This is a genomic window from Ornithinimicrobium jinqii, from assembly GCF_045032595.1.
Classification (GTDB): Bacteria; Actinomycetota; Actinomycetes; order Actinomycetales; family Dermatophilaceae; genus Ornithinicoccus.
The window spans coordinates 1-24,044 of sequence record NZ_JBJFZS010000005.1 but is presented as its reverse complement, the minus strand read 5'-3'; the positions used below and the strand labels follow the sequence as shown (position 1 = coordinate 24,044).

The 24,044-nt window shown below is 72.7% G+C and carries 23 protein-coding genes; 18 read left to right on the top strand and 5 right to left on the bottom strand.

The genetic code is table 11. The annotated features are described in order from the left end of the window. Positions 1–33: 33 nt before the first annotated feature. Entirely contained in the window at positions 34–1,494 is a 1,461-nt protein-coding gene (locus ACI3ET_RS02145) for a KamA family radical SAM protein (RefSeq protein ID WP_405031308.1), read from the bottom strand. 82 nt (positions 1,495–1,576) lie between these two features. On the opposite strand from ACI3ET_RS02145, the gene kdd reads away from it, so the two are divergent. From kdd to ACI3ET_RS02100, 9 genes are all read left to right on the top strand, one after another. Beyond that, entirely contained in the window at positions 1,577–2,668 is a 1,092-nt protein-coding gene (gene kdd, locus ACI3ET_RS02140) for an L-erythro-3,5-diaminohexanoate dehydrogenase (protein WP_405031307.1), read from the top strand. Next, complete coding sequence (locus ACI3ET_RS02135; protein ID WP_405031306.1) at positions 2,665–4,266, top strand: amidohydrolase; 1,602 nt, start codon at positions 2,665–2,667, stop codon at positions 4,264–4,266. The genes kdd and ACI3ET_RS02135 overlap by 4 nt, the downstream gene beginning before the upstream one ends. Then, the gene (gene kamD, locus ACI3ET_RS02130; protein WP_405031305.1) at positions 4,267–5,874 is read left to right on the top strand and encodes a lysine 5,6-aminomutase subunit alpha; all 1,608 of its coding nucleotides are present in this window, start codon (positions 4,267–4,269) and stop codon (positions 5,872–5,874) included. It begins immediately after the preceding gene. Further along, entirely contained in the window at positions 5,871–6,701 is an 831-nt protein-coding gene (kamE, locus tag ACI3ET_RS02125; protein WP_405031304.1) for a lysine 5,6-aminomutase subunit beta, read from the top strand. The genes kamD and kamE overlap by 4 nt, the downstream gene beginning before the upstream one ends. Continuing rightward, positions 6,698–7,210 (top strand): 3-aminobutyryl-CoA ammonia lyase, encoded by a 513-nt coding sequence (gene kal / locus ACI3ET_RS02120; protein ID WP_405031303.1) that lies wholly within the window; start codon positions 6,698–6,700, stop codon positions 7,208–7,210. The genes kamE and kal overlap by 4 nt, the downstream gene beginning before the upstream one ends. A 262-nt stretch (positions 7,211–7,472) precedes the next feature. Then, positions 7,473–9,005: an apolipoprotein N-acyltransferase gene (lnt, locus tag ACI3ET_RS02115; protein WP_405031302.1), complete on the top strand. Its 1,533-nt coding sequence runs from the start codon at positions 7,473–7,475 to the stop codon at positions 9,003–9,005. 9 nt (positions 9,006–9,014) lie between these two features. Continuing rightward, positions 9,015–9,815, top strand: a complete 801-nt coding sequence (locus ACI3ET_RS02110; RefSeq protein ID WP_405031301.1) for a polyprenol monophosphomannose synthase — start codon at positions 9,015–9,017, stop codon at positions 9,813–9,815. Beyond that, the gene (locus ACI3ET_RS02105; RefSeq protein ID WP_405031300.1) at positions 9,812–10,366 is read left to right on the top strand and encodes an FxsA family protein; all 555 of its coding nucleotides are present in this window, start codon (positions 9,812–9,814) and stop codon (positions 10,364–10,366) included. The genes ACI3ET_RS02110 and ACI3ET_RS02105 overlap by 4 nt, the downstream gene beginning before the upstream one ends. 207 nt (positions 10,367–10,573) lie before the next feature. After that, positions 10,574–10,933 (top strand): RNA polymerase-binding protein RbpA, encoded by a 360-nt coding sequence (locus ACI3ET_RS02100; protein ID WP_405031299.1) that lies wholly within the window; start codon positions 10,574–10,576, stop codon positions 10,931–10,933. 85 nt (positions 10,934–11,018) lie between these two features. On the opposite strand, the gene ACI3ET_RS02095 is transcribed toward ACI3ET_RS02100, so the two are convergent. Beyond that, positions 11,019–12,410, bottom strand: coding sequence for an MFS transporter (locus tag ACI3ET_RS02095; protein ID WP_405031298.1), 1,392 nt, complete (start codon positions 12,408–12,410; stop codon positions 11,019–11,021). Between the two features lie 98 nt (positions 12,411–12,508). Here ACI3ET_RS02095 and ACI3ET_RS02090 point away from each other — a divergent pair, with 98 nt between their 5' ends. After that, positions 12,509–12,694, top strand: a complete 186-nt coding sequence (locus ACI3ET_RS02090; RefSeq protein WP_405031297.1) for a CsbD family protein — start codon at positions 12,509–12,511, stop codon at positions 12,692–12,694. A 106-nt stretch (positions 12,695–12,800) separates the two neighbouring features. On the opposite strand, the gene ACI3ET_RS02085 is transcribed toward ACI3ET_RS02090, so the two are convergent. Beyond that, positions 12,801–14,279 (bottom strand): AI-2E family transporter, encoded by a 1,479-nt coding sequence (locus ACI3ET_RS02085; RefSeq protein ID WP_405031296.1) that lies wholly within the window; start codon positions 14,277–14,279, stop codon positions 12,801–12,803. Between the two features lie 74 nt (positions 14,280–14,353). Beyond that, positions 14,354–15,205 carry a D-hexose-6-phosphate mutarotase gene (locus ACI3ET_RS02080; RefSeq protein ID WP_405031295.1) on the bottom strand — a complete coding sequence of 284 codons (852 nt, stop codon included), beginning with the start codon at positions 15,203–15,205 and terminating at the stop codon, positions 14,354–14,356. A gap of 38 nt (positions 15,206–15,243) precedes the next feature. Between ACI3ET_RS02080 and ACI3ET_RS02075 the strand changes: the two genes are divergently transcribed. The 5 genes from ACI3ET_RS02075 (at position 15,244) to ACI3ET_RS02055 (ending at position 21,658) form a co-directional block, all read left to right on the top strand. Continuing rightward, positions 15,244–15,984, top strand: a complete 741-nt coding sequence (locus tag ACI3ET_RS02075; protein WP_405031294.1) for an acyltransferase — start codon at positions 15,244–15,246, stop codon at positions 15,982–15,984. A 338-nt stretch (positions 15,985–16,322) separates the two neighbouring features. Then, positions 16,323–17,168 (top strand): formate dehydrogenase accessory sulfurtransferase FdhD, encoded by an 846-nt coding sequence (gene fdhD / locus ACI3ET_RS02070; protein WP_405031293.1) that lies wholly within the window; start codon positions 16,323–16,325, stop codon positions 17,166–17,168. A gap of 47 nt (positions 17,169–17,215) precedes the next feature. Continuing rightward, positions 17,216–18,823: a molybdopterin-dependent oxidoreductase gene (locus ACI3ET_RS02065; RefSeq protein WP_405031292.1), complete on the top strand. Its 1,608-nt coding sequence runs from the start codon at positions 17,216–17,218 to the stop codon at positions 18,821–18,823. Positions 18,824–18,942: 119 nt separating this feature from the next. After that, positions 18,943–19,374 carry a DUF1801 domain-containing protein gene (locus ACI3ET_RS02060; RefSeq protein ID WP_405031291.1) on the top strand — a complete coding sequence of 144 codons (432 nt, stop codon included), beginning with the start codon at positions 18,943–18,945 and terminating at the stop codon, positions 19,372–19,374. Positions 19,375–19,450: 76 nt separating this feature from the next. Beyond that, a complete protein-coding gene (locus tag ACI3ET_RS02055) occupies positions 19,451–21,658 on the top strand; it encodes an ATP-dependent DNA helicase (RefSeq protein WP_405031290.1) in 2,208 nt (735 codons plus the stop codon). 18 nt (positions 21,659–21,676) lie between these two features. On the opposite strand, the gene ACI3ET_RS02050 is transcribed toward ACI3ET_RS02055, so the two are convergent. Continuing rightward, positions 21,677–22,039, bottom strand: coding sequence for a hypothetical protein (locus tag ACI3ET_RS02050; protein ID WP_405031289.1), 363 nt, complete (start codon positions 22,037–22,039; stop codon positions 21,677–21,679). 135 nt (positions 22,040–22,174) lie between these two features. On the opposite strand from ACI3ET_RS02050, the gene holA reads away from it, so the two are divergent. The 3 genes from holA to rpsT all read left to right on the top strand — a co-directional run bounded on the left by holA (position 22,175) and on the right by rpsT (position 24,000). Then, positions 22,175–23,155 (top strand): DNA polymerase III subunit delta, encoded by a 981-nt coding sequence (gene holA / locus ACI3ET_RS02045; RefSeq protein WP_405031288.1) that lies wholly within the window; start codon positions 22,175–22,177, stop codon positions 23,153–23,155. Next, complete coding sequence (locus ACI3ET_RS02040) at positions 23,152–23,580, top strand: DUF952 domain-containing protein (protein WP_405031287.1); 429 nt, start codon at positions 23,152–23,154, stop codon at positions 23,578–23,580. The genes holA and ACI3ET_RS02040 overlap by 4 nt, the downstream gene beginning before the upstream one ends. Before the next feature lie 153 nt (positions 23,581–23,733). Beyond that, positions 23,734–24,000, top strand: a complete 267-nt coding sequence (rpsT, locus tag ACI3ET_RS02035; RefSeq protein WP_405031286.1) for a 30S ribosomal protein S20 — start codon at positions 23,734–23,736, stop codon at positions 23,998–24,000. Positions 24,001–24,044 lie beyond the last annotated feature (44 nt).

Genomic DNA, 24,044 nt, shown 5'->3' with positions numbered 1-24,044 from the left:
CGTTCGGGCGGGGTGGGGGCAGACGCGTCTGGCTCAGGCGAGCTGGTCCACCGAGGCCTGGCGGGAGGCGGCGGCCTGCTCCTGGGCGTGGGCGAGCACGAGCTCGGCCGCGTCGTCGGTGTGCTGACGCCACCAGTCCTGGCCCGAGGGCGGGAGGGTGTCGATCGGGTCGTAGTAGACATACTCGGCGCTGGTGACGTCGAGGTCCTCGCCCTCGATCGAGGTGCGGTAGTTCTTGCGCCAGTAGGACACGCCGCGCTCGGTGTCGTAGGTGTCGACCTGGTGCACCCAGCGCTTGCCGACGAACGGCACGTCGCAGACGATCCGCGGGGTGGCGAAGCCCGGCAGGTAGCCCAGGAGCGAGTGCTGCAGGTGCTGGGCGTGGGCCAGCGGGACCCGCCAGTGCTCGCTGAACGGGATCATGTCGCACATGTAGAAGTAGTAGGGCGTGATCATCGCCTCGTCGGCGAGCGCGAAGCACAGGTCGAGCAGCTGCACCGAGGTGTCGTTGACGCCCCGCATGAGGACGCCCTGGTTGCGGACGTCGCGGACGCCGGCGTCCAGCATCGTGCGCGAGGCCTTGGCCACCAGCGGCGTCACCGACTGGGCGGCGTTGACGTGGGTGTGGATGGCCAGCCCGACGCCGCGCTCGCGGGCCTTGGCCGCCACCCGCGACACGCCCTCGACGGTCTCGGGTGCCAACCAGTGCTGCGGCATACCCATCAGGGCCTTGGTCGCCAGGCGGACGTCGCGGATGTTCTCGATGTCGAGGAGCTCGTCGAGCCAGGCCTCGAGGTTCTTCCACGGCATGTTGGCGACATCGCCGCCGGAGACGACGACGTCGCGCACGCTCGGCGTGGCGCGCAGGTAGTCGAGGATCGCCGTGTGCCGGTCGACCGGCTTCCCGGCCAGCTTCAGCTTGGTGACCGTGGGGGTGGAGTTCCCGACCAGGTCCATGCGGGTGCAGTGGCCGCAGTACTGCGGGCACGTGGGCAGCATCTCCGCCAGCACCTTGGTGGGGTAGCGGTGCGTGAGGCCCTCGGCGACCCACATGTCGTGCTCGTGCAGGGAGTCGCGGGTGGCGTAGGGGTGCGAGCTCCAGTCGGTGCGGCGGTCGGAGAAGACCGGCAGCATGTAGCGGCGCACGGAGTCGGCGTACCAGGCCGCGGTGAACTCCTCACCCGCGTCCGGCGCGTGCCCGTCGACCCAGGTCGGCTCGCTGACCATCGTGCTGAGCATCTGCGGGGTGACGAGCATCGACATCGTGGCGCGCTCGGCCTGGTCGCGCTCCAGGTCGGCGTAGAAGTCGTCGGTCAGCAGGTCGCCCATCACCCTCTTGAGCTGGCGGGTGTTCTTGACGCAGTTGACCCGCTGCCACTGGACGTCCTCCCACTGATCGGTCGTGACCTCGCGCCAGCCCGGGAACCGGGTCCAGTCGGGTTCGACGAGGTGACGGCGCCGGTAGGCGTAGGGCTGCTCGGTCTGTGCGCTCATGCGTGCCATGATAAGGACATCTTCCTGGGAAACGCAGCATTGTCGGGAAGATTCATCGTTACGACGGCATGTAGGAGGAAATATGACGGCGGTGCCTCACTCACCGTTCGGGGTCCACCGGGTGCTGGACCCGGCCGGCGACGCCGTCACCCTCCCGCAGTCGGCGCGTCGTCTGGACGCGTCGCCCCAGCTCGGCCCCGACGAGGTGCGGGTCGACGTCGAGGTCCTCAACCTCGACGCGGCGTCCTACCGCCAGCTGCGGGAGAAGCACACCGGGCCCACCGGCCACGTCCACGGCCACTCGATCCGCTCCGAGGTGCTCGAGATCGTCGAGGACCGCGGCAAGATGCAGAACCCGGTCACGGGGTCGGGCGGCATGCTCATCGGCACGGTCGCCGAGGTCGGGCCGCAGAGCCCGCTCGGCCTGCGGGTGGGGGACCGGGTCGCCACCCTCGTCTCCCTGTCCCTGACACCGTTGGCCATCACCGACCGCCTCGCGTCGTGGGACGGCCTGTCCGAGCGTGTCCCGACGCGCGGTCACGCGATCCTCTTCGGCCGCTCGATCGCCGCGGTGCTGCCCGAGGACCTCGAGCCCGACCTGGCGCTCATGGTGATGGACGTGTGCGGCGCACCGGCGCTGGTGCGCCGGGTCGTGCAGGGGTATGTCGTACGCGGGCACGTCCCGTCCGTCGCCGTCCTCGGGGGCGCGGGCAAGTCCGGGTCGCTGTCGCTGGCCGCCGCCCGGGACGCCGGGGCCGTCCACCGCGTCGCCGTGGTGCCCTTCGAGCGCGAGGCCGACCTGCTGCGCGGCACGGGACTGGCCGAGGAGGTCGTGGTCGCCGACGCACGCGCCCCGCTGGCGCTGGAGCGGGCCGTGCGCGCCGCCGGGGGCCCGGTCGACGTGACGGTCGTGTGCGTCGACGTGCCGGGCTGCGAGCAGCCGGCCCTGATGATCACCGCGCAGGGCGGCACCGTCGTCTACTTCTCGATGGCCACCAGCTTCGCGGCGGCAGCCCTCGGCGCCGAGGGCCTGGCCGCCGACGTGACGATGCTCGTCGGCAACGGCTACACCCCCGGGCACGCCGACTACGCGCTGTCCCTGCTGCGCGGGGACGCCGCCGTGCGCGGCCTGTTCGAGTCCCGGCTCGCGGCAGAGCAGACTGGGCACGCATGAGGACCCTTCTGCGTCGCGGTGTCGTGGTCGTGACGCCCCGCCCCCCGGCCACGGCCATGCTGGTGGACGGCGACGTCGTGGCCTGGATCGGCGACGAGGCAGGGGCGGACGCCCTGGCCGAGCGGCTGGCGGCGGGCCTGGGTGAGGGTGCGGACGGTGTCGACGAGGTGGTGGACCTGCGCGGGGCGCTCGTCACGCCGGGCTTCAGCGACTCCCACGTCCACCTCACGATGACCGGCCAGGCGCTGGACGGCGTGGACCTGTCCGGCACGACGTCGGTGGCCCAGGCGCTGCGCCTCGTCGAGGACGCGGCGCGCCGGGGGCGTGGCCGGCCGGTCTACGCCCACTCCTGGGACGAGACGCGCTGGGCCGAGCAGCGTCCCGTCACCTCCGCCGAGCTGGACCGCGCGTCCTACGGCGGTGTGGTCTACATGCCCCGCGTCGACGCGCACTCGGCGAGCGTGTCCACCGCGATGGCCACGATCGCCCGCGTGCGCGACCTCGACGGCTGGGACGGTGTCGGCGTGGCGCGGCGCGACGCCTTCGCCGCGGTGACGAACGCCTTCACCTCCACGATGACCCCGCCCGACCGCGAGCTGCACCTGGAGCTGGCGCTCGCCACCGCCGCGCGGCAGGGCCTGACGCTCATCCACGAGACCGGGGCCTCGCACCTCACGAGCCACGACGACATCCGCGCGGTCCTCGAGGCCGGTCAGCGGCCCGGCGTGCCGGACGTCGTCACCTACTGGGGGGAGCTCGCCACGGACGCCGGCGCGGCGGACGAGCTCGCGGAGTTCCTCGGTGTCCTCGGCCTGGCCGGCGACCTGTGCGCCGACGGGTCCTTCGGGTCGTCCACCGCGCACCTGCAGCAGGCGTACAGCGACGGCGGCACGTGCGGCTACGGCTACCTCAGCGTCGAGGAGGTGCGCGACCACGCCGTGGCCTGCACGCGCGCCGGTCTGCAGGCGGGCGGCCACGTGATCGGCGATGCCGCCCTGCGCACGATGGCCGACGGCTTCCGGGCCGCCGCCGACGTGCTCGGAGCCGACGCCGTCCGTGCCGCCCGGCACCGCTGGGAGCACGTCGAGCTGCCGGACGAGCACGTGCTGGCGACGATGGCGGACCTCGGGATCTGGGCCAGCGTCCAGCCGATGTTCGACGGCCTCTGGGGTGGGGCGGACGGGATGTATGCCGCGCGGCTGGGTGCCGTGCGTGCGCTCTCCGTGGTGCCCCTGCGCTCGATGCTCGACGCGGGCGTCCGGGTCGCGTTCGGGTCGGACAGCCCGGTCACGCGGCTGGGCCCGTGGTCGGCGGTCCGCGCGGCGGTCTGGCACCACAACCCCGACCAGCGCCTCACCGTCGAGGAGGCGGTCACCGCCCACACCCGTGCGGGCTACGAGCTGGCGGGCCTGGACGGCGGCGAGCTGCGGGTCGGGGCACCCGCCACCTACGTCGTGTGGGACGACGGTGCCGGTCGACCGGTCGGCACCGACCCCGGCACGGGCCTGCCCGCCCTCGACGCGCCCGACCACCCCCTGCCCGTGGCGCGCCTGACCGTCGTCGCCGGGCGTACGGCATACCAGCGAGAAGGAGCCTGAGTGAGCCCCACCACCGTCGCCCCACCCCCGCGGCTGGATCTGGACCCTCGAGTGGTGCGCCGCGCGCGGCGGCTGGCCGAGCGTCTCGGCCAGCCTGTCGTCGATATCGCGCGGAGCCACACGACCGTGTCGGTCGAGCGTGCCACGCTGCGCCTGGCGGGGCTGTCCGGCGCGGACCACGAGCGCGTGCCGTGGGTCAACCACCTCGTCGACGCGGTCCGCGACCAGGTCGGGATCGAGCACGGTGTCACGACGCCGGTGTGGGACGCGCTGCGCCGCGAGGAGGCGCCCGACCTGCTGACGCTGGCGCAGAAGGCCTCGGCGGGCGCCGTGACCTTCCGCCTGCCCGAGAGGCGGGGCGAGGTCAGCGGTGCGCGGCGCGCGGCGCGGGCCGCGGTGCGCCCGGGCCTGCAGCGCATCGACCGGCAGCGGGCGGCGCGCGACCGGCTGGTCGCCCGGCTCGGAGACCCGGAGCGCCGACCGTGGATCTACCTCATCGTGGCGACCGGGGACATCTACGAGGACATCCCGCAGGCGCAGGCGGCGGCGCGCGAGGGCGCGGACGTGATCGCGGTGATCCGCTCCACCGGGCAGTCGCTTCTCGACTACGTCCCCGAGGGGGCGACGCGGGAGGGCTTCGCGGGCACCTACGCCACGCAGGAGAACTTCCGGCTCATGCGGGCGGCGCTCGACGAGGTGGGCAAGGAGCTCGGGCGCTACATCCGGCTGACCAACTACGCCTCCGGGCTGTGCATGCCCGAGATCGCGACGCTGGCCGGCCTCGAGCGCCTGGACATGATGCTCAACGACTCGATGTACGGCATCCTCTTCCGCGACATCAACCCGATCCGGACCTTCGTCGACCAGCGGTTCTCGCGCCAGATCCACGCCCGCGCGGGGATCATCATCAACACCGGCGAGGACAACTACCTCACGACCGCGGACGCGATCGAGGCGGCCCACACGGTGACGGTGAGCCAGCTGATGAACGAGTTCTTCGGCCGGGAGGCGGGGCTGGAGGACTGGCAGCTCGGGCTGGGTCACGCGTTCGAGATCAACCCCGAGGTCGAGGACTCGTTCCGGCTGGAGCTGGCGCACGCGCTGCTGGCCCGCCAGCTCTTCCCGGACGCACCGCTGAAGTGGATGCCCCCGACCAAGCACATGACGGGCGACATCTTCCGGGGCTATCTGCTCGACGGGTTCTTCAACCTCGTCGGTGCCATGACCGGCCAGTCGATCCTGCTCGTCGGGATGATGACCGAGGCCGTCGTGACGCCGTTCCTGTCCGACCGCGACCTGGCCCTGCAGAACGTGCGCTACGTCCAGCGGGCGGCCGGGGGCCTCACCGAGGACTTCCACCCGCCGCGCGACGGCTTCATCCAGAACCGGGCCCGGCAGGTGCTCTCCGAGGCCGTGGACCTGCTCGAGGAGATCACCCGGGAGAAGGCGCCGGAGGGCTCCACACCCCTGCTCGAGGCGATCGGCGACGGCACCTTCGGGCTGATGAAGCGTCCGGTGGACCGTGGCAAGGGCCGCGAGGGTGTCGCCCGGCGTGCCGACGACTACGACAACCCGGCCACCACGATGCTGGAAGAGGGCGCACGATGAACGAGGCGGACCCGAGGGAGCCCGAGACGGGGCGAGCGGCGACGGGTGGGCCGAGCGTGGTCCGGCCCTACGGCGACATGACCGGCGACGGGATGGTGCAGATCTCCTTCACCCTCCCCGTCGGCCACGACAAGCGGGCCGAGGGCGCCGCCCTGCAGCTGGCAGCCAAGATGGGCCTGGCCCCGGCGCTGCTGGTGCACGCCAGGGCGATGGGTCCGGACCACACCTTCTTCGTCGTCTACGGCAGTGTCACCCACCTCGTCGAGCTCGACAAGGTGCAGGTGGTCGAGCGCGACTTCCCGCTGCTGTCGGCCAAGGAGGTCAACACGGCCATCAGGAAGGCGCTGCGCCGCCCGCTCGTGGTCGTCGGCGCCTGCATCGGCACGGACGCCCACACGGTCGGCATCGACGCGATCCTCAACATCAAGGGGTTCGCGGGGGAGAAGGGCCTGGAATACTACTCCGAGATCAAGGTGGTCAACCTCGGCGCCCAGGTGCTCGTCCCGGAGCTCGTCGAACGGGCGCAGGAGGAGAAGGCCGACGCCGTGCTCGTCTCCCAGGTCGTCACCCAGCGCGACGCCCACATCCACAACACCACCCAGATGTCTGCGGCCTTCCGCGAGGCCTACCCGGCGGGTCAGGTGCCGCTGCTCATCGCCGGCGGCCCGCGGTTCGAGGAGGGCACGGCGGCGGCGCTGGGGGTGGACAAGATCTTCGGCAAGGGCACCACCCCCGGTGAGGTGGCGTCCTACCTCGTGCACGTCCTGGGCGACCCGGGGCGCGGACGCCGTCAGCAGGGCAGCACCGGGGAGAGGATGAGCGCATGAGCACCGACCAGGGACCCGGCCAGCAGACGAGCCGCACGGCGCAGCCGGCGACCGCCCCCGCCGCCGTCGGGATGGGGGTGACCCACTCCCGCTACGTCCCCTACTCGCACGCCCACTACGCCGGCAACCTCGTCGACGGTGCCTACAGCCTGGCGCTCTTCGGGGACGTCGCCACCGAGCTGTGCGTCCGCACGGACGGCGACGAGGGACTGTTCGCCTCCTACAGCGACGTGCAGTTCCGTGCGCCGGTCCGCGCAGGTGACTGCCTGGAGGTGACTGCCCTCCTCGTGCGGGTCGGCACCCGCAGCCGTGAGATGGACTTCGCGGTACGGGTGGTCGCTCGCGGCACCCCGGAGGCAGGGGTGTCGGGCGCTGCCGTGCTCGACCCTCCGGTCCTGGCCACGACCGCCCGTGGGACGGTGATCGTGCCACCGCAGGCCGTCCGGTCGGGCAGCTCCGAGGGGCCTCGGCGTGTCGAGAGCGACACGCCGGGGGCACGGGAAATGTGACTGTGGACTCCGTCCGGAGAGGCTGCCGCTGACCTGCGGTGTTGTGCGTCGGTGCAGGTCAGGACGCTGTTGACAGGCCTGCTGGTCGCGCCTACGTTCGTCAGGTCCCCACATCCCGGCACCACGCCGCACGGGGGAGCCACGGCCCCGAGCACCGAGTAGACAACGGTCGCGGGATGGCGTCCAGCCACCCCGGGATCGGCCCCAAAGGTGCGTCGGGGCCTGGCCGTGCCCGGGGGAGGGTTGACCTAGTCTGGTCCGCGTGCCGCCTCTTCGCCTGATCCTCGCCACGCTCGGCGGGGTGGCGTTGTGGCTCGCCTTCCCCGGGCACGACGTCTGGCCGCTGGCCCTCGTCGGCGTCGCCGCGCTCGCCGTCGCCACCGCTGGTGCGCGGCCGTGGGTCGGCGCGGTCGCTGGTCTCCTGCTGGGGTTCACCTGGTTCACCCCCATGTTCGTCTGGGCCAGCACCTACGCCGGGTCGCCGCCGTGGATCGCGATGAGCGTCGCGTCGGCGCTCTACCCCGCTGCCCTCGGACTGGTGCTCGCCTGGGTCCAGCGCGGCGGGACGGTCCGGCCGGTCGTCGGCGCAGCCGCGTGGGTCCTGATGGAGTGGGGCCGCGCGGTCACGCCGTTCGGCGGGTTCCCCTGGGCCCGGCTCGGCTTCAGCCAGGCCGACTCCCCGCTCCTCGGCGTCGCGACCCTACTCGGCGTGCCCGGCCTCGGCTTCGCCGTGGCCCTGGTCGGCGGTCTGCTCGCGCTCGCGGCCCAACGGCTGCTCGACCCGGCCCGGCGCGACGCGCGCAGGGCGGGCCTCGCGGTCCTCGCCGCCGGCCTCGTCGCCCTGACACCGCTGCTCGTCCCGCGCCCCACGGACGGCCAGGAGGTCACCGTGGCCGCGGTGCAGGGGGACATCCCGCCCGGGTTCAGCCGCACCCTCACCGCCGAGCGGGGCGCGATGCTGCAGCGCTACGTCGACCGCACGCTCACCCTCGCCGAGCAGGTCGAGTCCGGCAGCACGCCATACCCGGACCTCGTGGTGTGGCCCGAGGGCGCCTCCGACCTGGACCCCCTGGGCCCCCGCACCGGGGAGGACACGACGGCAGAGATCATGCGGGCCGTCGACGCCGTCGACGCGCCGGTGCTGGTCGGCGCCACCTCCCGGCGGGGCGGCGAGGACCCCTACAACATGATGTTCAGCTACCTGCCGGGCGAGGGCCTCGACGCCTCCTACGCGAAGGTCTACCTCGCACCGTTCGGCGAGTTCATGCCGCTACGCCCGCTGATGCGCCAGCTCAGCCCGTGGGTGGACCGGGTGTCCGACCTGTCCGCGGGGCAGGACCCCGGTGTGATGACGGTGCCGCTGGCCGACGGCCGTGAGGTCCGGCTCGGCCTGGGCATCTGCTTCGAGGTGGTCGTCGACCCCGCCGTGCACGACGTGGTGGCCGGCGGGGCCGAGCTCCTCGTGGTGCCCACATCCAACGCCTGGTTCGGCGACGGTGACCAGGCCGCCCAGCACATCGCGGCCTCCCGCGTGCGTGCGGTCGAGCTCGGTCGCTCGGTCGTGCACATCAGCAACGTCGGCATCTCCGGCCTCATCACGCCGGACGGGGTCGTGCACCAGCGGACGGCACTGTTCACCGAGGCGACCATCGTGGGCGACCTCCCGCTGCGCAGCGAGCTGACCCCCGCGGTGCGGACGAGCCCGTGGGTGGCCCCCGCCGCCGCCCTGGTGGTCGCGCTGGCTGCGCTGGGAGTCGTCGGGTCGCTGCGCAGACCGCCCCGCGCAGGCGGTTAGGCTGCCCCGGTGACCCAGACCGACCTTCCCCCGCTGCGTCGGGTCTGCGTCTGCGTCCCCACCTATGACGAGGCGCAGAACGTCGAGATGATCGTCGGCCGGATCCGGTCGGCGGTGCCGACCGCAGACGTCCTCGTGCTCGACGACGACAGCCCCGACGGCACCGGTGCCATCGCGGACCGGCTCGCCGAGCACGACCCCGCCGTCCACGTCCTCCACCGACCCGGCAAGCAGGGTCTCGGACCGGCCTACCTGGCCGGCTTCCGGTGGGCCCGGGAGCGCGGCTACGACGCCGTCGTCCAGATCGACGCGGACGGCTCGCACCAGCCAGAACAGCTGCCGACCCTGCTCGACGCCGCGGCCCGGGCCGACGTCGTCATCGGATCGCGGTGGGTTCCCGGCGGGTCGGTCCACAACTGGCCGGCCCACCGTCGTGCGCTGTCGGTCGGCGCCAACACCTACGCCCGCCTGGCCCTGGACATCCCGGTGCACGACGCGACCGCGGGCTTCCGGGTCTACCGGATGGCTGCGCTCGCGCAGATCGACACCGCCGCGGTCGCCTCGCAGGGCTACTGCTTCCAGGTGGACCTCACCCTGCGCGCCCTGGACCGCGGGCTCACCGTCGTCGAGGTGCCGATCGCCTTCGTCGAGCGGGAGGTGGGCACCTCCAAGATGAGCGACGCGATCGTGCGCGAGGCGGCCCTCCGGGTCGGGGTATGGGGTGTGCAGCGGCGCGTGGCGCAGGTGCGGGAACGTCTGCGTCGGGGGAGGCGTTGGTCCGGGTGGCACCACCTGGAGGAGAACCTGTGACCACGCCCACGCCCACGCCCACGCCGCAGCGCCGGGGCACCGCAGTGCGCTGGACGCTCGCGCTGCTGCTCGCCCTGCCCCTCGTCGAGATCGTCGTGCTCGTCGCCGTCGGCCGCGCCATCGGGCTGTGGTGGACCGTCGGCCTGGTCGTGGCGATGGCCGTCCTCGGAGCCTGGCTCTCGCGCAGGGAGAGCGGGCGCACCTGGAGGGCCCTGCAGCAGTCGCTCGCCTCGGGTCGGATGCCCACCGCGGAGATGACCGATGCGATCCTGGTCACCGTCGGGGCGGTCCTGCTCCTGCTCCCCGGCTTCGTCAGCGACGTCGTCGGGCTGCTGCTCATCGCGCCGTTCACCCGGCCGGCCGCCCGCCGTCTGCTCCGCCTGCTGGTGGCGCGCCAGGCCCTCAAGGTCGGTGTCGACGTCCGGGGGGGCGGGGTGCCGGGGTCGGCCCCCGGACCACGCGGGCAGGTCATCGAGGGCGAGGTCGTCTCGGAGACGCCACCGCCCGGCCGGGGGGCAGGCGGCACCTCGCCCCGCACGCTCGAACCGTGACGAGGCGACTCGACTGGCCCCGGGTGGTCATCGTCGCTACCATGAAATGTCACCCACTGTTCCTCTGCCGTTCCTGACGGCTGCCCTGCTGCGTGCGGGGCGGGAACAGAAGTGACCGTGACAGACGTTGTCACCAACAAGTCAACCGTCCTCCGGACGATCACGTCTACCGAATTCATCGTGTCCTGGACACGAGGGGAGTTGCACATGGCTGAAAGGTCCCTGCGCGGTACCAACCTGAGCTGGCTGTCGTTCGAGAGCGACGAGGGTGTGACGTTCAGCGAGCGTCAGATCACCCGCTACGTCTGCTCGGACGGGCACATCAGCGAGCTCCCGTTCTCCGTCGAGGCCGAGATCCCGTCGCTGTGGGAGTGCCGCTGCGGTCTGGACGCCAAGCTGGTCGACGGCCCCGAGCCCGAGACCAAGGCGACCAAGCCCCAGCGCACCCACTGGGACATGCTGCTCGAGCGCCGCTCCATCCCCGAGCTCGAGGAGCTGCTCGAGGAGCGCCTGGAGCTGCTGCGCACCAACCGGGGCGAGAAGCCCTCGCGCAAGCGCACCGCCTGACGGCTCCACCGACCAGGGCCCCGCACCGCGTACACCGCGGTCCGGGGCCTTCGTCGTACCTGGGCCTGCCGCCCGGTCTGGGCTCCTACACGATGCGCGGCTGCTCGTTGCCGGCCGCCGCGATCCCCTCCCGGACCCGGACCCGGGTGAGCAGGAGGCCCCCGACGACGAAGAACGCGATGGTGACCAGGATCGCCGGGCGGTAGGACCCGGTGAGCTGGTACGTCAGGCCGAACGCCAAGGTGCCGAACCAGCTCGTGCCGCGCTCCATGGCCTGGTAGAAGCTGAAGAACTCCGACTCGCGACCGTGCGGCACGAGCTGGGAGTAGAGGGACCTCGACAGGGCCTGGGTGCCGCCCATGACGGTGCCGATGAAGACGGCGCAGACCATCCAGACGACGAAGGCCCCGCGCGGCACGAAGTAGGCGAACGTCACGACGAGGGTCCACATCACGATGCCGCCCAGCACCGTCCGCTTGGCGCCGACGCGACCGGCCACCACGCCGAAGACGAGGGCACCTGCGAAGGCGACGAACTGGACCACGAGGATGGTGATGATCATCTGGCTGGTGTCGAAGCCGAGCGCCTCCGTGCCGTAGAGGCTCGCGGAGGAGATGACCGTCTGGATGCCGTCGTTGAAGAAGAGGTAGGCCAGCAGGAAGGTCAGCGTCTGCGGGTAGCGGCGCACCTCCGCAAAGGTGTCGCGCAGCTGCACCACGGCTCCGCCGAGCACGCCGCGGCTGCGGTCGACCGGGGGAGCGGTCGTGCCACGGACCTTGCGCAGGCCGATGACCGGGATGAGGGTGAACACCGCCCACCACAGCCCGGCCGAGAGCAGCGAGAGGCGGATGGCCATCTCGTAGCTCACGCCCAGCGTCTCGTACATCTGCATCACGACCAGGTTGATCGCGAGCAGCAGACCTCCACCGAGATAGCCCAGCGCCCAGGCCCGTGAGGACACCTTGTCGCGGTCGTCGGGGTGGGCGACGCGGTTGAGCAGTGCGTCGTAGACCACGGTCGAGGCCCCGAGGCACAGGTTGGCGACGACGATCAGCAGGATCCCGAGCTGCCAGTTGGAGCCCTGGAGGAAGAACATCAGCGAGGCGGCGAGCGCACCGGTCCAGGCCAGACCGCCCATCAGCCAGGTCGGTCGCGGGTGCCGGTCGGCGATGGCGCCGACGAAGAGGAGCACCAGCGCGGAGACGATGGTGGCCACGGTGATCGTGTAGGGGGCGATGGAGCCGACCGCGATCGGCAGGCCGAGGATGGACAGGCGCTCGTCGCAGGACTGGCCCGGCTCCAGGTCGGGACAGACGTCCGCGCGTGCCAGGGACGTCAGGTAGGGGCTGATCAGCACGGTGCCGATGGTGGTGACGTAGGCCGAGTTGGCCCAGTCGTACCACCCCCACGCACGCTGGTGGGCCCGGGTCCGCTCGACCTGCGGGTCGGCGCGCAACGCCTCGGTCGCTGTGCTCATGGGCAGACTGTGCCACACGGGCCCGGTGTTGGAGTTGCGCCACGGGCCGGGTCGGGTGAAGGTTGTGTGGACAACCGCCTCAACCGAAGGAGCACGACATGGGTCTGGGTGACAAGATCTCGAACGCCGCCGAGGACGCGAAGGGCAAGGCCAAGGAGGGCTTCGGCGACGCCACCGACAACGAGCGCATGGAGGCCGAGGGGCGCGCCGAGCAGGCCGAGGCCGAGGCCAAGAAGGCCGGCGAGAACGTCAAGGACGCCTTCAAGGACGCCACCGGCAACTGAGGACGCACGTCCGGCACGACCGGACGGAGAGCGTGCCCGAGGACCCGTCACCCCCGTGGGGTGACGGGTCCTCGGGGGTCCGGGTCGTCCCGGTGGGCCGGCGCGCCTAGGACGGACCGGTGCCCTTCTCGGGCCGGTCGTCGTCCTGCCGTGCACCGGGCCGGCTGGCGCCGGAGCCCCGCCCGCGGAGGCGTCCGGGGAGCCGCAGCCGCCGCCGTGACTCGGTGGCCACCTCCTCCTGGATGGTGCGCTCCTCACGCTCGTGCTCGCGCGCGGCACGGGCACGGAAGAGGGGGGCGGAGTGCTGGGCCTGGGCCGCGGCCACCGCGCCCTCGGGCGTGGTGACGGCGAGGTCGTCGGCGCTGAGGTCGCCGGTGCGCAGATCGACCTGCTCGCTGACGTAGCGCAGCAGCACCACGACGGAGGCGGCGACCGGGACCGCGAGGAAGGCCCCGATGATGCCGAAGATGGTGCCTCCGGCGGCGACGGACAGCAGGATGACCCCCGGGTGCATCTGCATGCTCTTGCCCTGCAGGGCCGGCTGCAGCACGTTGCCCTCGATCTGCTGGACGAGGAGCACGATCACGAGCACCCAGGCCGCCGTCGAGACGCCCTGGGTGACGAGGGCGACGAGCACGGCCAGGGCTCCGGCGACGACCGCCCCGATGATCGGGATGAAGCTGAGGAAGAAGGTCAGCACGGCCAGCGCAAGGGCCAGCGGGACCTGCAGCACCAGCAGCCCGATCCCGATGAGCACGGCGTCGACCGCGCTGACGATGGCCTGGGTGCGGATGAACCCGCCCAGGGTCCTCCACACGCGGGTGAGGGCCTCGGTGAGGTGGCGCCCCGCGGTGCGACCGGCGGTCCGCCGCAGCCACGGCAGGAATGCGGGGCCGTCCTTGAGGAAGAAGAACGTCAGGACGAGGACCATCGCCATGGTGACGAGGAAGGACCCCACCGCGCCGACGCCGGTGGCCAGGTAGCTGGCGGCCTGCGCGCTCTGGTCCTGGAGCCAGGTGACGGCCTCGTCGACGTACTGGTCGATCTGCGTGGTCTCGAAGTTGAAGGGGGGACCGTTCAGCCAGCCGCGGACCTGCCCCATCCCCTCGGAGGCCTGGGAGAAGATCTCCTCCGACTGGGTCGCGACCGAGGGGGCCAGTCCGGTGATGACCCCGCCGATCACGCCGAAGGTCAGCAGCATCGTCAGCAGCGTGGCCACTGTGCGCGGCACACCCTTGCGCAGGAGCAGGGCGACGACCGGCCACATCACCGTGGAGACGATGAGTGCGAGCATGACCGGCAGCACGCCGACCCAGACCTTGCCGAGCACCCACCACACGACCCACAGCGCGGCGGCGATGATCAGGAAGCGCAGGCTCCAGTCGGCGACCGCGCGCAGGCCGATGCCGATGACCTGCCCGCGGTCGACGCCGACGTTGGTCGCCTCGTCGGGGGTGCCGACGGGCGGCTGCTGGCTGCCCGGGACGGTGGGCGGGCGGTGGCCGGCCTCGTCGGCGGGCTCCTCGACGGGCACGGTCGGTGACGAGATCTCACGCTTCTCGCTGTGCAGGTCCGAGTCGGACATCCCACTCCTTGGTTCGACGGGCGAGGCCCAAGTGTCCCACCCCCGGTGGGCGGTCGCCGGTCAGGCGGGCCGGGTCACCTGCCGGGCCTGTGGGCCACGGTGATGCGTGCACCGATCTCTGACGTGCCGCCCGGAGGCATCCTCATGGCGCGGTCGCCGCACGCCACGGTCTCGACGCACACGAAGCGCAGCCACTCCTCGTCGCCGAGGTCGGTGAGCCTGGCGGCCTTGTCGGCCCAGGGGTTCCACACCACCGTCTGCGCCGCGCCGCGCGGGTCGACCTCCAGGTGCCGCAGCGCCGCGCGGTCCTCGACCACGACGCGGCCGCTCCGTGCGTAGACGCGGTCCGTCTCGCCCGTGATCCGCACCGGCCCCGCCTGGGTCTCCTGCCGGCCGGTCACCTTGTCCAGGTAGGTCGCGTCCTCCAGCCCCAGCAGCTCGACCTGTCGCACGTCCTCGACGTGCAGGTAGGTGTGCAGCGCGACCTCCGCGCGCAGCTCCTCGGTGCCGGGGTTGGTGACCTTCAGGGACAGGTCGAGCGTGTCCGTGTCGCCGGGCGGCGCCGAGACGGCGTACCGGAGCTGGAAGTCGCCGGGGACGTGCTCGGCACCCTCGGTGTCGGTGACCTCGTCGCGCGTCAGCTCCCAGGCCCACACCTCCGCTCCGGTCGCTGCCACCGGGCGCCAGGTGGCCGTCCGGACGACGCCGTGGCTGGGGGAGAGGTCCCCCTCCGGCCCCGCGGCGAACCAGGGGAAGCAGAGGGGGACGCCACCGCGGATCGGAGCGCTGCCGTCCACCACGGCGTGCTCGCTGCACCACACGACGGGCACCCCGTCGACGGACCACTCGGCCAGGTGGGCGCCGAAGTCGTAGGCGGTGAGTCGGGACGGGCCGGCGACGTGGAGGCGGGGCAGCAGTGCGGACATGGCCCCAGGGTAGGCGGCGGGCGTGGCAGGGTGACGGCATGGAGCACCCCCGCCGCACCGTCGCGTGGGTGACGTGGCTGCGCGTCGTGGCGGTCTACGGCGTCGTGATGATCCACACGGTGGGCGCCACGGCCTCCGGTCCGGGCTCGACGACCACGGTCGACGGGTGGGTGGCGCGGGCTCTGGACCTGCCGTTCCTGTGGGCAGTCCCGGTCTTCGTCATGCTGTCCGGGACGCTGGGGCTCGACCCCGCACGTCACCCCGGCGCGGCGGACTACCTCCGCAGACGGATGCGCCGGCTCGCCCCGCCGGTCCTGCTGTGGAACGCGGTCTACCTCGCCTACCTCTCGCTCACGCGTCCGGGGTGGTGGCCGGGCTGGCAGGACGCGCTGAGCCGGGTCCTGCTCGGCCAGGTCGCGCCGCACCTCTACTTCTTCTGGATCGTCCTCGGTCTCTCGCTGCTGACGCCGGTCCTCCTGCCCTGGCTGGCGCGCGCCGGGCGGCGGGAGGTCGTGGTCGCCGCCGTCGTCGCATATGCCGTGCCGGTCCTCTCGACCTGGCCCCTCGGGCCGGGCGGCGAGCGTGTCGGGCTGACGCACGCCGCGTGGACCTGGTGGCTGCCCTACCTGGGTGCCTACCTGCTGGGGTGGGGGCTGCGGGGCGTGCTCCTGCCGCCTCGCCTCGTGCTGCCGTCCGCTGTGGTGGTGCTCGGTCTGATGGGGCTGCTGGCGTGGCAGTGGGAGAACCCGGCGGCTCCCGGGTGGCTGGGGGCGTCGTAGAGGTCGCGCGCCATCCGCTCCTCCTCGAGGTTGAAGGTGAGGACGTCGAGCACGTCGGTCGTGGTGCCGTCCTCGGTCGTCGTGGTGCCGTCCTCGCTCTGGGCGATCGCGACACCGCCGCCCAGCACGAGGGTCGCACCGACACCCGCAGCGAGGAGGGTCCTCGAGATGCTGGTCTTCGTTGTCATGGCGTTTCCTTTCTCTTCGTTCTTGCTTCTCAGTCAACGCCTGCCCGATGAAGGAGGGACCCTGCCGTCCGTGAAGATTCGATGAAGCCCGGGACAGCACAGGACTCCTCGGTCGCGGCTCTCCCCGTGCCCACGGCATACCCTGGTCCGATGGCCCGGGTCACGCAGCGCCGCCGCGTCGTGCGGCTGTCGGCCGACGGGTCGGTGCGGGAGCGCGCCGATGTCCTCGCGGGGGAGGAGCCCCTGGAGGTCCGGGTGGGAGGGCGTCCCCTGTCGGTGACGATGCGCACCCCCGGGCACGACTTCGACCTCGCCGTGGGGTTCCTGCACGGCGAGGGGGTGGTCGCCTCCTGGGACGAGGTGGCTCAGATCGACTACCGGTCGGGCATCGGGGCGGACGGCACGCGCGACTACAACGTCGTCGACGTCACCCTCGCCCAGGGCGTGGCCCCGCCCGACCCGTCGCTGGAGCGCCACGTCTACACCTCGAGCTCCTGCGGCGTCTGCGGCACGTCGTCGATCGAGGCGGTGCGCCGCACCGGGGCGCACGACCTCAGGACCGACGGGGTCGTGCACGGGCTGGGCGAGCTGCTCGCCCTGCCGGACCGGCTCCGCGCCGACCAGGCCGTCTTCGACCGCACCGGCGGCGTGCACGCTGCCGGGCTGTTCGTCCCGGGGGTGCAGGGGCTGGAGGCGGTCTGCGTGCGCGAGGACGTCGGTCGGCACAACGCCGTGGACAAGGTGGTGGGCTGGGCCCTGCGGGAGCTCGGTCTGCCGGTGCGCGGGGGCGTCCTGCAGGTCTCCGGCCGGGCCTCCTTCGAGCTGGTCCAGAAAGCGGCGCTGGCCGGGATCGCGACCCTGTCGGCCGTCTCCGCCCCGTCGTCGCTGGCCGCCGAGCTCGCCGAGGAGCTCGGGATGACGCTCGTGGGGTTCAACCGGGGGAGCACGCTCAACGTCTACACCGGGCGCGAGCGGGTGTCCGGGCCGGCCGGCTGAGCGCTCGCTTTCGGCGTTCTCGCAGGTTTCGGGTCCACCATGGTCCGATGAGCGTCCTCACCGCGGAGCAGCGGCCGGTGCAGGCCGGCGTCCCGACCCGCGAGGGAGCCCTCGTGGGGGTGGCCTCGGGGGCCGTGACCCTGGGCGTGGCCGAGCTGCTGGCCGGGGCACTGGTGCGTTTCCTCGAGCGTGGCGGCACGCCCTCGCCGCTGCTCGCGGTCGGGGGCGCCTTCGTGGACCGCACCCCCGCGTGGCTCAAGGACTGGGCGGTCGCCACCTTCGGCACGGCCGACAAGACGGCGCTCGCGGTCGGGATGTCGCTCACCCTGCTGGTCGTCTGCGCCGGCATCGGCTGGCTCGGCACCCGCTCGCGCCGCCTCGCGGTGGGCCTGTTCTCCCTCGTCGGTCTCGTCGGTCTCGCCGCGGTCCTGTCCCGGCCGGGGTCGAGCCCCGGGGACCTGCTGCCCACCGGCGTCGGCCTGGTCGTGGGGGCGAGCCTGCTGTCCCGCTGGCTCACGGGGCTCGCCGGAGGGGACGAGCCGGTGACCCCGTCGGGAACCTCGACCGAGGCGCGGGGTATGCCGTCGCGCCGTCGGCTGCTCAGGGGCGCTGCCGGCCTGGGTGTGGCGGGAACCCTGGGAGTCGTGGCGGGACAAGCGCTCTCCCGGACCGGCCGAGCTGCGGCGGGTGCCCTGGAGGCCCTGGGTCTGCCCGTCCCGCGCCGACGCGTCGACGTTCCGGCCTCCGCGTCCAGCGACGTTCCCGGGCACTCGGCCTACCTGACCCCCAACGCCGACTTCTACCGGATCGACACGGCGCTGTTCGTGCCGCGGGTGGACCCGACGACGTGGACCCTGCGGGTGCACGGGCTGGTAGAGCGGGAGGTGGAGCTGAGCTATGCCGACCTGCTGGCCGAGGAGCACGTCGAGGCGCTGGTGACGCTGACCTGCGTCTCGAACCAGGTCGGGGGGGACCTGGTGGGCAACGCCACCTGGACCGGCTGGCCGGTGCGTGAGCTGCTCGCCCGGGCAGGGGTGCTCCCCGAGGCCGACATGGTGCTCTCGCGCAGCGCCGACGGCTGGACCGCAGGCACGCCCCTGGAGGTGCTCACCGACGACCGCGCCGCCCTGGTGGCGGTCGCGATGAACGGCGAGCCGCTGCCCGCCGAGCACGGCTACCCGGTGCGGCTGGTGGTCCCGGGTCTCTACGGCTACGTGTCGGCGACGAAGTGGGTCACCGAGCTCAAGGTCACGCGGTTCGACGCGGACGAGGGCTACTGGACGCCGCGCGGGTGGTCCGAGCGAGGACCGATCAAGACGGCCTCGCGCATCGACGTCCCGAGGGCGGGCGACGCGCTGCCGGCCGCGGGGGCCACGGTCGCCGGCGTCGCGTGGGCCCAGCACCGCGGGGTCGGCGCGGTCGAGGTGCGGGTCGACGACGGGGCCTGGGAGCAGGCCGAGCTGCTCGCCGAGCCGAGCGTCGACGCCTGGCGGCTCTGGACCTGGCGGTGGTCCGACCCGGAGCCGGGGGAGCACACCCTGTCCGTCCGGGCGACAGACGCCACCGGTGAGGTGCAGACCGACGTCCTGGCAGCACCCGCCCCGGACGGCGCCAGCGGGTGGCACACCGTCACCGTGGAGGTCGGCCCGACGTAACCCGCCTTGACACTGGTCTTGGTGGGGACGGGGGGTGCAGGCGCCGCCGCTACTGGTGAGCCGGGGGCCCTGAGCGCTGCGTCGCCAGGTCTGTCGGTGGACCGCGGCAGGATGGGGACATGGCAGGCAAGGCACCCACGACCGCACCCACCGACCTCGACCCCAGCACGTTTCTGGAGACGCTGGACCCCCGACGGCGCGAGGAGGGACTCGTGCTGCTCGACCTCATGGGCGCGGCGACGGGTGCTGAACCCGTGATGTGGGGGCCCTCGATGGTGGGCTTTGGATCCATGCACTACCGCTCACCCAGCGGAGGCGCCGAGGGCGACTGGTTCCGCGTCGGCTTCTCGCCGCGCAAGGCCAAGGTCACGCTCTACGGGCTGCAGGGCCATCCCCGCAGCGCCGAGCTGCTCGGTCGGCTCGGTCGGCACACCCTCGGCGCCGGCTGCGTCTACGCCACCCGGCTCGAGCACCTCGACCTCGACGTCCTGCGCGAGCTGGTCGAGCACGCGTTCGGCGACGTCACGGAGGTGGAGGTGACCGAGCCCTGACCCGGGCAGCGACCGGCGGCCGGAGGGTGTGGATGAGCGAGGAGGACCGTCGGCGCGACGGCATACCCTGATCCCCATGCCCGCCATCCCCGATCTCGACGAGCTCGTCCACGCCGCGGTGGGCGGCGTGGGCGGCACCGAACGCCCCGGGCAGGTGCGGATGGCGCGAGCCGTGGAGAGGGCCGTGGAGCGGGAGGAGCACCTGCTCGTGCAGGCGGGGACCGGCACCGGCAAGTCGCTCGCCTACCTGGTCCCGGCGATCGCGCACGCGATGCGCACCGGCAGACCGGCCGTCGTCGCCACGGCGACGCTGGCGCTCCAGGCGCAGATCGTCGACCGCGACCTGCCACGCATCGCCGACGCCCTCGCGCCGCTCGTCGGTCGGCGTCCGACGTTCGCGCTGGTCAAGGGGCGGTCCAACTACCTGTGCCAGCACAAGCTCGTGGGCGGGTTCCCCGACGAGGACGCGGACTCGCTGCTGTCGATGGGCTCGGTCGACCGGGAGCGCTCGCGCACGGGGGATGAGGTCGTGCGGCTGCGGGAGTGGGCCGAGATCACCGAGTCCGGCGACCGGGACGAGCTCGTCCCCGGGGTGGGCCACCGCGCCTGGCGGCAGGTCTCCGTCACCGCCCAGGAGTGCCTGGGCAGCCGCTGCCCGATGGTGGGCGAGTGCTACGTCGAGCTCTCGCGCGAGGCCGCCAAGGAGGTCGACGTCATCGTCACGAACCACTCGTTCATGGCGATCGACGCGTTCGAGGGCCGCTTCATGCTGCCCGAGCACGACCTGCTCGTCGTCGACGAGGCGCACGAGCTCACCGACCGCGTCACCTCCACGATCACCGACGAGCTGACGGCCGGCTCGGTGTCGGTCGCGGCCCGCCGCGCGGGACGCTCCGACGCCGCAGCGCACCTGGCCGAGACCACCGACCTGCTCTCCGACGCGCTCGCCGACCTCTCTGAGGGCAAGCTCGCACGCCTGCCGGAGCGCCTGGTCACCACCCTCCAGCTCGTCCGCGACGCCGCGCGCACCACCCTGTCGGAGATCAAGCCGGACAAGGGGGCCGAGGTCGACGGCGCGACTCAGCTCGCCCTCGCGGCGGTCCAGGAGGTCCACGACACCGCCGAGCGGGTGCTCGAGGAGCGCGAGCTCGACGTCGTGTGGATCAGCCAGGACCAGCGCCGCGGCTCGGTGCTGCGGGTCGCCCCGATGAGCGTGGCGATGCTCGTGCGCGACAAGATCTTCAGCGAGCGCACGGTGGTGCTCACCTCGGCCACCCTGGAGCTCGGCGGCACCTTCGACGCGGTCGCGGGCACCATCGGGCTGCGGGGCGCCGGAGCGCCGGCGTGGGAGGGCCTCGACGTCGGCTCGCCGTTCGACTACCCCCAGCAGGCCATCGCGTATGTCGCCGCGCACCTGCCCCCGCCCGGTCGGGACGGTGCGGCGCCCGCCGTGTTCGACGAGATCGAGGAGCTCGTGCGGGCGGCGGGAGGACGGACGCTGGGTCTCTTCAGCTCCCGCCGGGCCGCAGAGGCCGCGGCCGAGGAGATGCGCGTCCGGCTCGCCGACGACGACATCACGGTGCTCTGCCAGGGCGACGACCAGCTGCCGACCCTCGTCCGCAGGTTCGCCTCCGACGCGCGCACGTGCCTGTTCGGGACGCTGTCGCTGTGGCAGGGCGTGGACGTGCCGGGGGCGGCGTGCCAGCTGGTCCTCATCGACCGCATCCCCTTCCCCCGCCCCGACGACCCGCTGTCCTCGGCGCGGACAGAGGCGATCTCGCGGATGGGCGGCAACGGCTTCATGGCCGTGTCCGCGACCCACGCCGCTCTCCGGCTCGCGCAGGGCGCCGGACGGCTGGTGCGTCGGGCCGACGACCGCGGGGTGGTCGCCTTCCTCGACTCCAGGATGATGACCGCGCGATACGCGCCGTTCCTGCAGAAGTCCCTGCCGCCGTTCTGGCCGACCTCCGACCGCGCGCTCGTGCTCAAGGCGCTGCAGCGGCTCGACGAGCTCGCGCCCGACGTGGTGCCGGTCGCGACCCCGGGGGCACGGGGGATCGGGGGCGCGCCCCTCGTCTCGCCCGTGGCCGGCGAGGTGCCCGTCGCCAGGTCACCGCGCACCGCCGTGACCGGTGGGCACGCGTGGTCCCCGGAGCAGGACGACGAGCTGCGCGACGGGCTCGGGGCCGGCATCAGCATCGAGGAGCTGGCCGAGCACCTCGAGCTCGCGCCCGACCTCGTGACCAGCCGGATCAACCAGCTGGGGCTGGCGCCCGCCGGCTGACGTCGGCCGGAGCGTCGCCTAGCCCGCGACGTAGGCGGCGACGTTGATCCCGACGAAGGCGACCGCGACGGCGGTGAGGATGCCGGCAGGCAGCCAGCCCCGGCGGTCACCCCGGGCTGCCGCACGCCGGGCGAACCAGGCGGAGACGGCGGCGGGGACGAAGAACACCAGCAGGGCGGGGACGCTGGCGACGAGGATCGACCAGAGGGGTGCCCTCTCCGCGCCGCCGACGGGATGGCCCAGAAGGCTGGCCAGGCCCTCCCCGACGACGAACGCTCCGACGAAGGCGACCGGCAGCAGGAGCATGCTCAACCAGGCGTTGCGCACGTCGTGGTGGTCGCTGTCCTCGCGGACGGGACGGCGGGTGGTCGTGGTCGACATCACGCACCTCCTTGTGCGGTGGGTCCCGGGCGAGCCTCGGGTCCCACCTTCATCGTCCTCCTCCGCACCGTCGTCGACAAGCCACCTGTGGGTGATGCGGACCACCCTGTGGGCGCCGCGTGGCAGGCTGGCCCCGTGACCGCACCCGTGCAGCTGGCCCTCGTCTCCGGTCCCGAGGACATCCTCGCCGAGCGCGCCGTCGACTCGGTCGTCGAGGCCGTCCGGACGGTCGAGGCCGAGGCCGAGGTCGTCAAGCTCTATGCCGCGGGCTACCAGCCGGGGCAGCTGCTGGTCCACGCCAGCCCCAGCCTGTTCGGCGGATGGACGGTCATCGTCGTCCACGACATGGACGAGGCCGACGACGCGCTGGTGGAGGACCTGCTGACCTACCTCGCCCGGCCGGCCGACGGGGTGACGCTCGTGGTCCGGCACAAGACCGGCAACCGGGGAAAGAAGGTGCTCGACACTCTCAAGAAGGACGGCGCGCGCGTCATCGAGGCCAAGGCCGTCAAGACGGAGAGCGACAAGCACGCGTTCGTCAAGCACGAGTTCCGCACCGCCCGGCGCAGGATCACCGAGGAGGCCGTGGGCGCCCTGGTGCTCGCGATCGGCAAGGACCTGCGCGAGCTGGCCGGGGCGTGCGCCCAGCTGGCCCGCGACGTCCAGGGGGCGATCGAGGTCGAGGACGTGCAGACCTACTACGGCGAGAAGGTGGAGACGACCGGCTTCAAGGTCGCGGAGGCTGCCCTCGCCGGCGACGAGACCTCCGCGGTGCGGCTCCTGCGCCACGCCATGATCGGCGGGCTGGACCCCGTGCCCATCGTCGCCGTCCTCGCCATGCAGCTGCGCCAGGTCGGCAAGGTCGCCGCCGCCGGGCGGGGGAGCTCGGCGCAGGTCGCCCGCGACCTCAGCATGGCGCCGTGGCAGGTGGACCAGGCGCGGCGGGCGGCCCAGGGCTGGGACGGCGAGCGCCTCGGCCGCGCGATCCAGGCGGTCGCCCGCGCGGACGTCGACGTCAAGGGCGGTCTGCGGACCGAGGCCACCGTGCGCTCGCCGGAGTATGCCGTGGAGCGCGCGGTCCTCGAGGTGTGCCGGGCGCGCAACGGTGACCGGTGAGCGTCGGGCGGCCGTTCTGGCACCTCGCGGAGCGTGCCCACTGGGAGGCCGCGCTGCGCACCGGCCGCTACGACAGGTCGACCCGTGGCGCCACCCTGGCCGAGGTCGGTTTCGTGCACTGCTCCTACCCAGAGCAGCTCCCCGGGGTGGTCAAGGCGTTCCACGCCAGGGCCACCGAGGAGCTGGTCGTGCTCGAGCTCGACCCGCAGCGGCTCGTCGACCTGGGTGTCGAGGTGCGCGACGAGCCCGGCGACCCGCAGGACCCCGGTTCACCGCTCTTCCCGCACGTCTTCGGGCCCCTGCCGGTCACGGCCGTGGTGCGCACCCGCCCGGCAGCCGTGGACAGAGGCTGGCTCGATCTCGGGCCCTGGCAGGATCTTGACTGCACCGGACTTGGGTCCAGCGGCCCCGCGCTGGTAGATTGATCTGTCGCGTGCGCGCTCGGTCGTGTGCGCACCGCACTGCACCACAGCACCACCACCGCACGGCTCTCCGCCAGGGCATCCCCACGCCTCGTTCCGGGCCGTGCGACTGTCGCCCTCACGACATCCGACCAACACTGAGCAGGAAGACACTTCGTGGCAAACATCAAGTCCCAGATCAAGCGAGTCAAGACCAACGCCGTGCGCACCGAGCGCAACCGGGCGCACAAGTCCGAGCTGCGCACCTGGTTGCGCAAGTTCCGCGTGGCCGCGGAGTCCGGCGACACCGCCACGGCGCAGGACGCGCTGACGAAGGCGTCCAAGAAGCTGGACAAGGCTGTCAGCAAGGGCGTCATCCACGCCAACCAGGCCGCCAACAAGAAGTCGGCCATGGCCAAGAAGCTGAACTCCCTCGGGGCCTGAGCACCGAGCGGGTCGTCAGCGGGGGGGAACCACCGGCAAGGGGG

Bases quoted from the DNA above. Each gene is read 5' to 3' on its own strand.
- ACI3ET_RS02145 (WP_405031308.1), bottom strand. From the start codon at position 1,494: ATGAGCGCACAGACCGAGCAGCCCTACGCCTACCGGCGCCGTCACCTC.
- kdd (WP_405031307.1), top strand. From the start codon at position 1,577: ATGACGGCGGTGCCTCACTCACCGTTCGGGGTCCACCGGGTGCTGGAC.
- ACI3ET_RS02135 (WP_405031306.1), top strand. From the start codon at position 2,665: ATGAGGACCCTTCTGCGTCGCGGTGTCGTGGTCGTGACGCCCCGCCCC.
- kamE (WP_405031304.1), top strand. From the start codon at position 5,871: ATGAACGAGGCGGACCCGAGGGAGCCCGAGACGGGGCGAGCGGCGACG.
- kal (WP_405031303.1), top strand. From the start codon at position 6,698: ATGAGCACCGACCAGGGACCCGGCCAGCAGACGAGCCGCACGGCGCAG.
- ACI3ET_RS02100 (WP_405031299.1), top strand. From the start codon at position 10,574: ATGGCTGAAAGGTCCCTGCGCGGTACCAACCTGAGCTGGCTGTCGTTC.
- ACI3ET_RS02095 (WP_405031298.1), bottom strand. From the start codon at position 12,410: ATGAGCACAGCGACCGAGGCGTTGCGCGCCGACCCGCAGGTCGAGCGG.
- ACI3ET_RS02090 (WP_405031297.1), top strand. From the start codon at position 12,509: ATGGGTCTGGGTGACAAGATCTCGAACGCCGCCGAGGACGCGAAGGGC.
- ACI3ET_RS02085 (WP_405031296.1), bottom strand. From the start codon at position 14,279: ATGTCCGACTCGGACCTGCACAGCGAGAAGCGTGAGATCTCGTCACCG.
- ACI3ET_RS02080 (WP_405031295.1), bottom strand. From the start codon at position 15,205: ATGTCCGCACTGCTGCCCCGCCTCCACGTCGCCGGCCCGTCCCGACTC.
- ACI3ET_RS02075 (WP_405031294.1), top strand. From the start codon at position 15,244: ATGGAGCACCCCCGCCGCACCGTCGCGTGGGTGACGTGGCTGCGCGTC.
- fdhD (WP_405031293.1), top strand. From the start codon at position 16,323: ATGGCCCGGGTCACGCAGCGCCGCCGCGTCGTGCGGCTGTCGGCCGAC.
- ACI3ET_RS02065 (WP_405031292.1), top strand. From the start codon at position 17,216: ATGAGCGTCCTCACCGCGGAGCAGCGGCCGGTGCAGGCCGGCGTCCCG.
- ACI3ET_RS02060 (WP_405031291.1), top strand. From the start codon at position 18,943: ATGGCAGGCAAGGCACCCACGACCGCACCCACCGACCTCGACCCCAGC.
- ACI3ET_RS02055 (WP_405031290.1), top strand. From the start codon at position 19,451: ATGCCCGCCATCCCCGATCTCGACGAGCTCGTCCACGCCGCGGTGGGC.
- ACI3ET_RS02050 (WP_405031289.1), bottom strand. From the start codon at position 22,039: ATGTCGACCACGACCACCCGCCGTCCCGTCCGCGAGGACAGCGACCAC.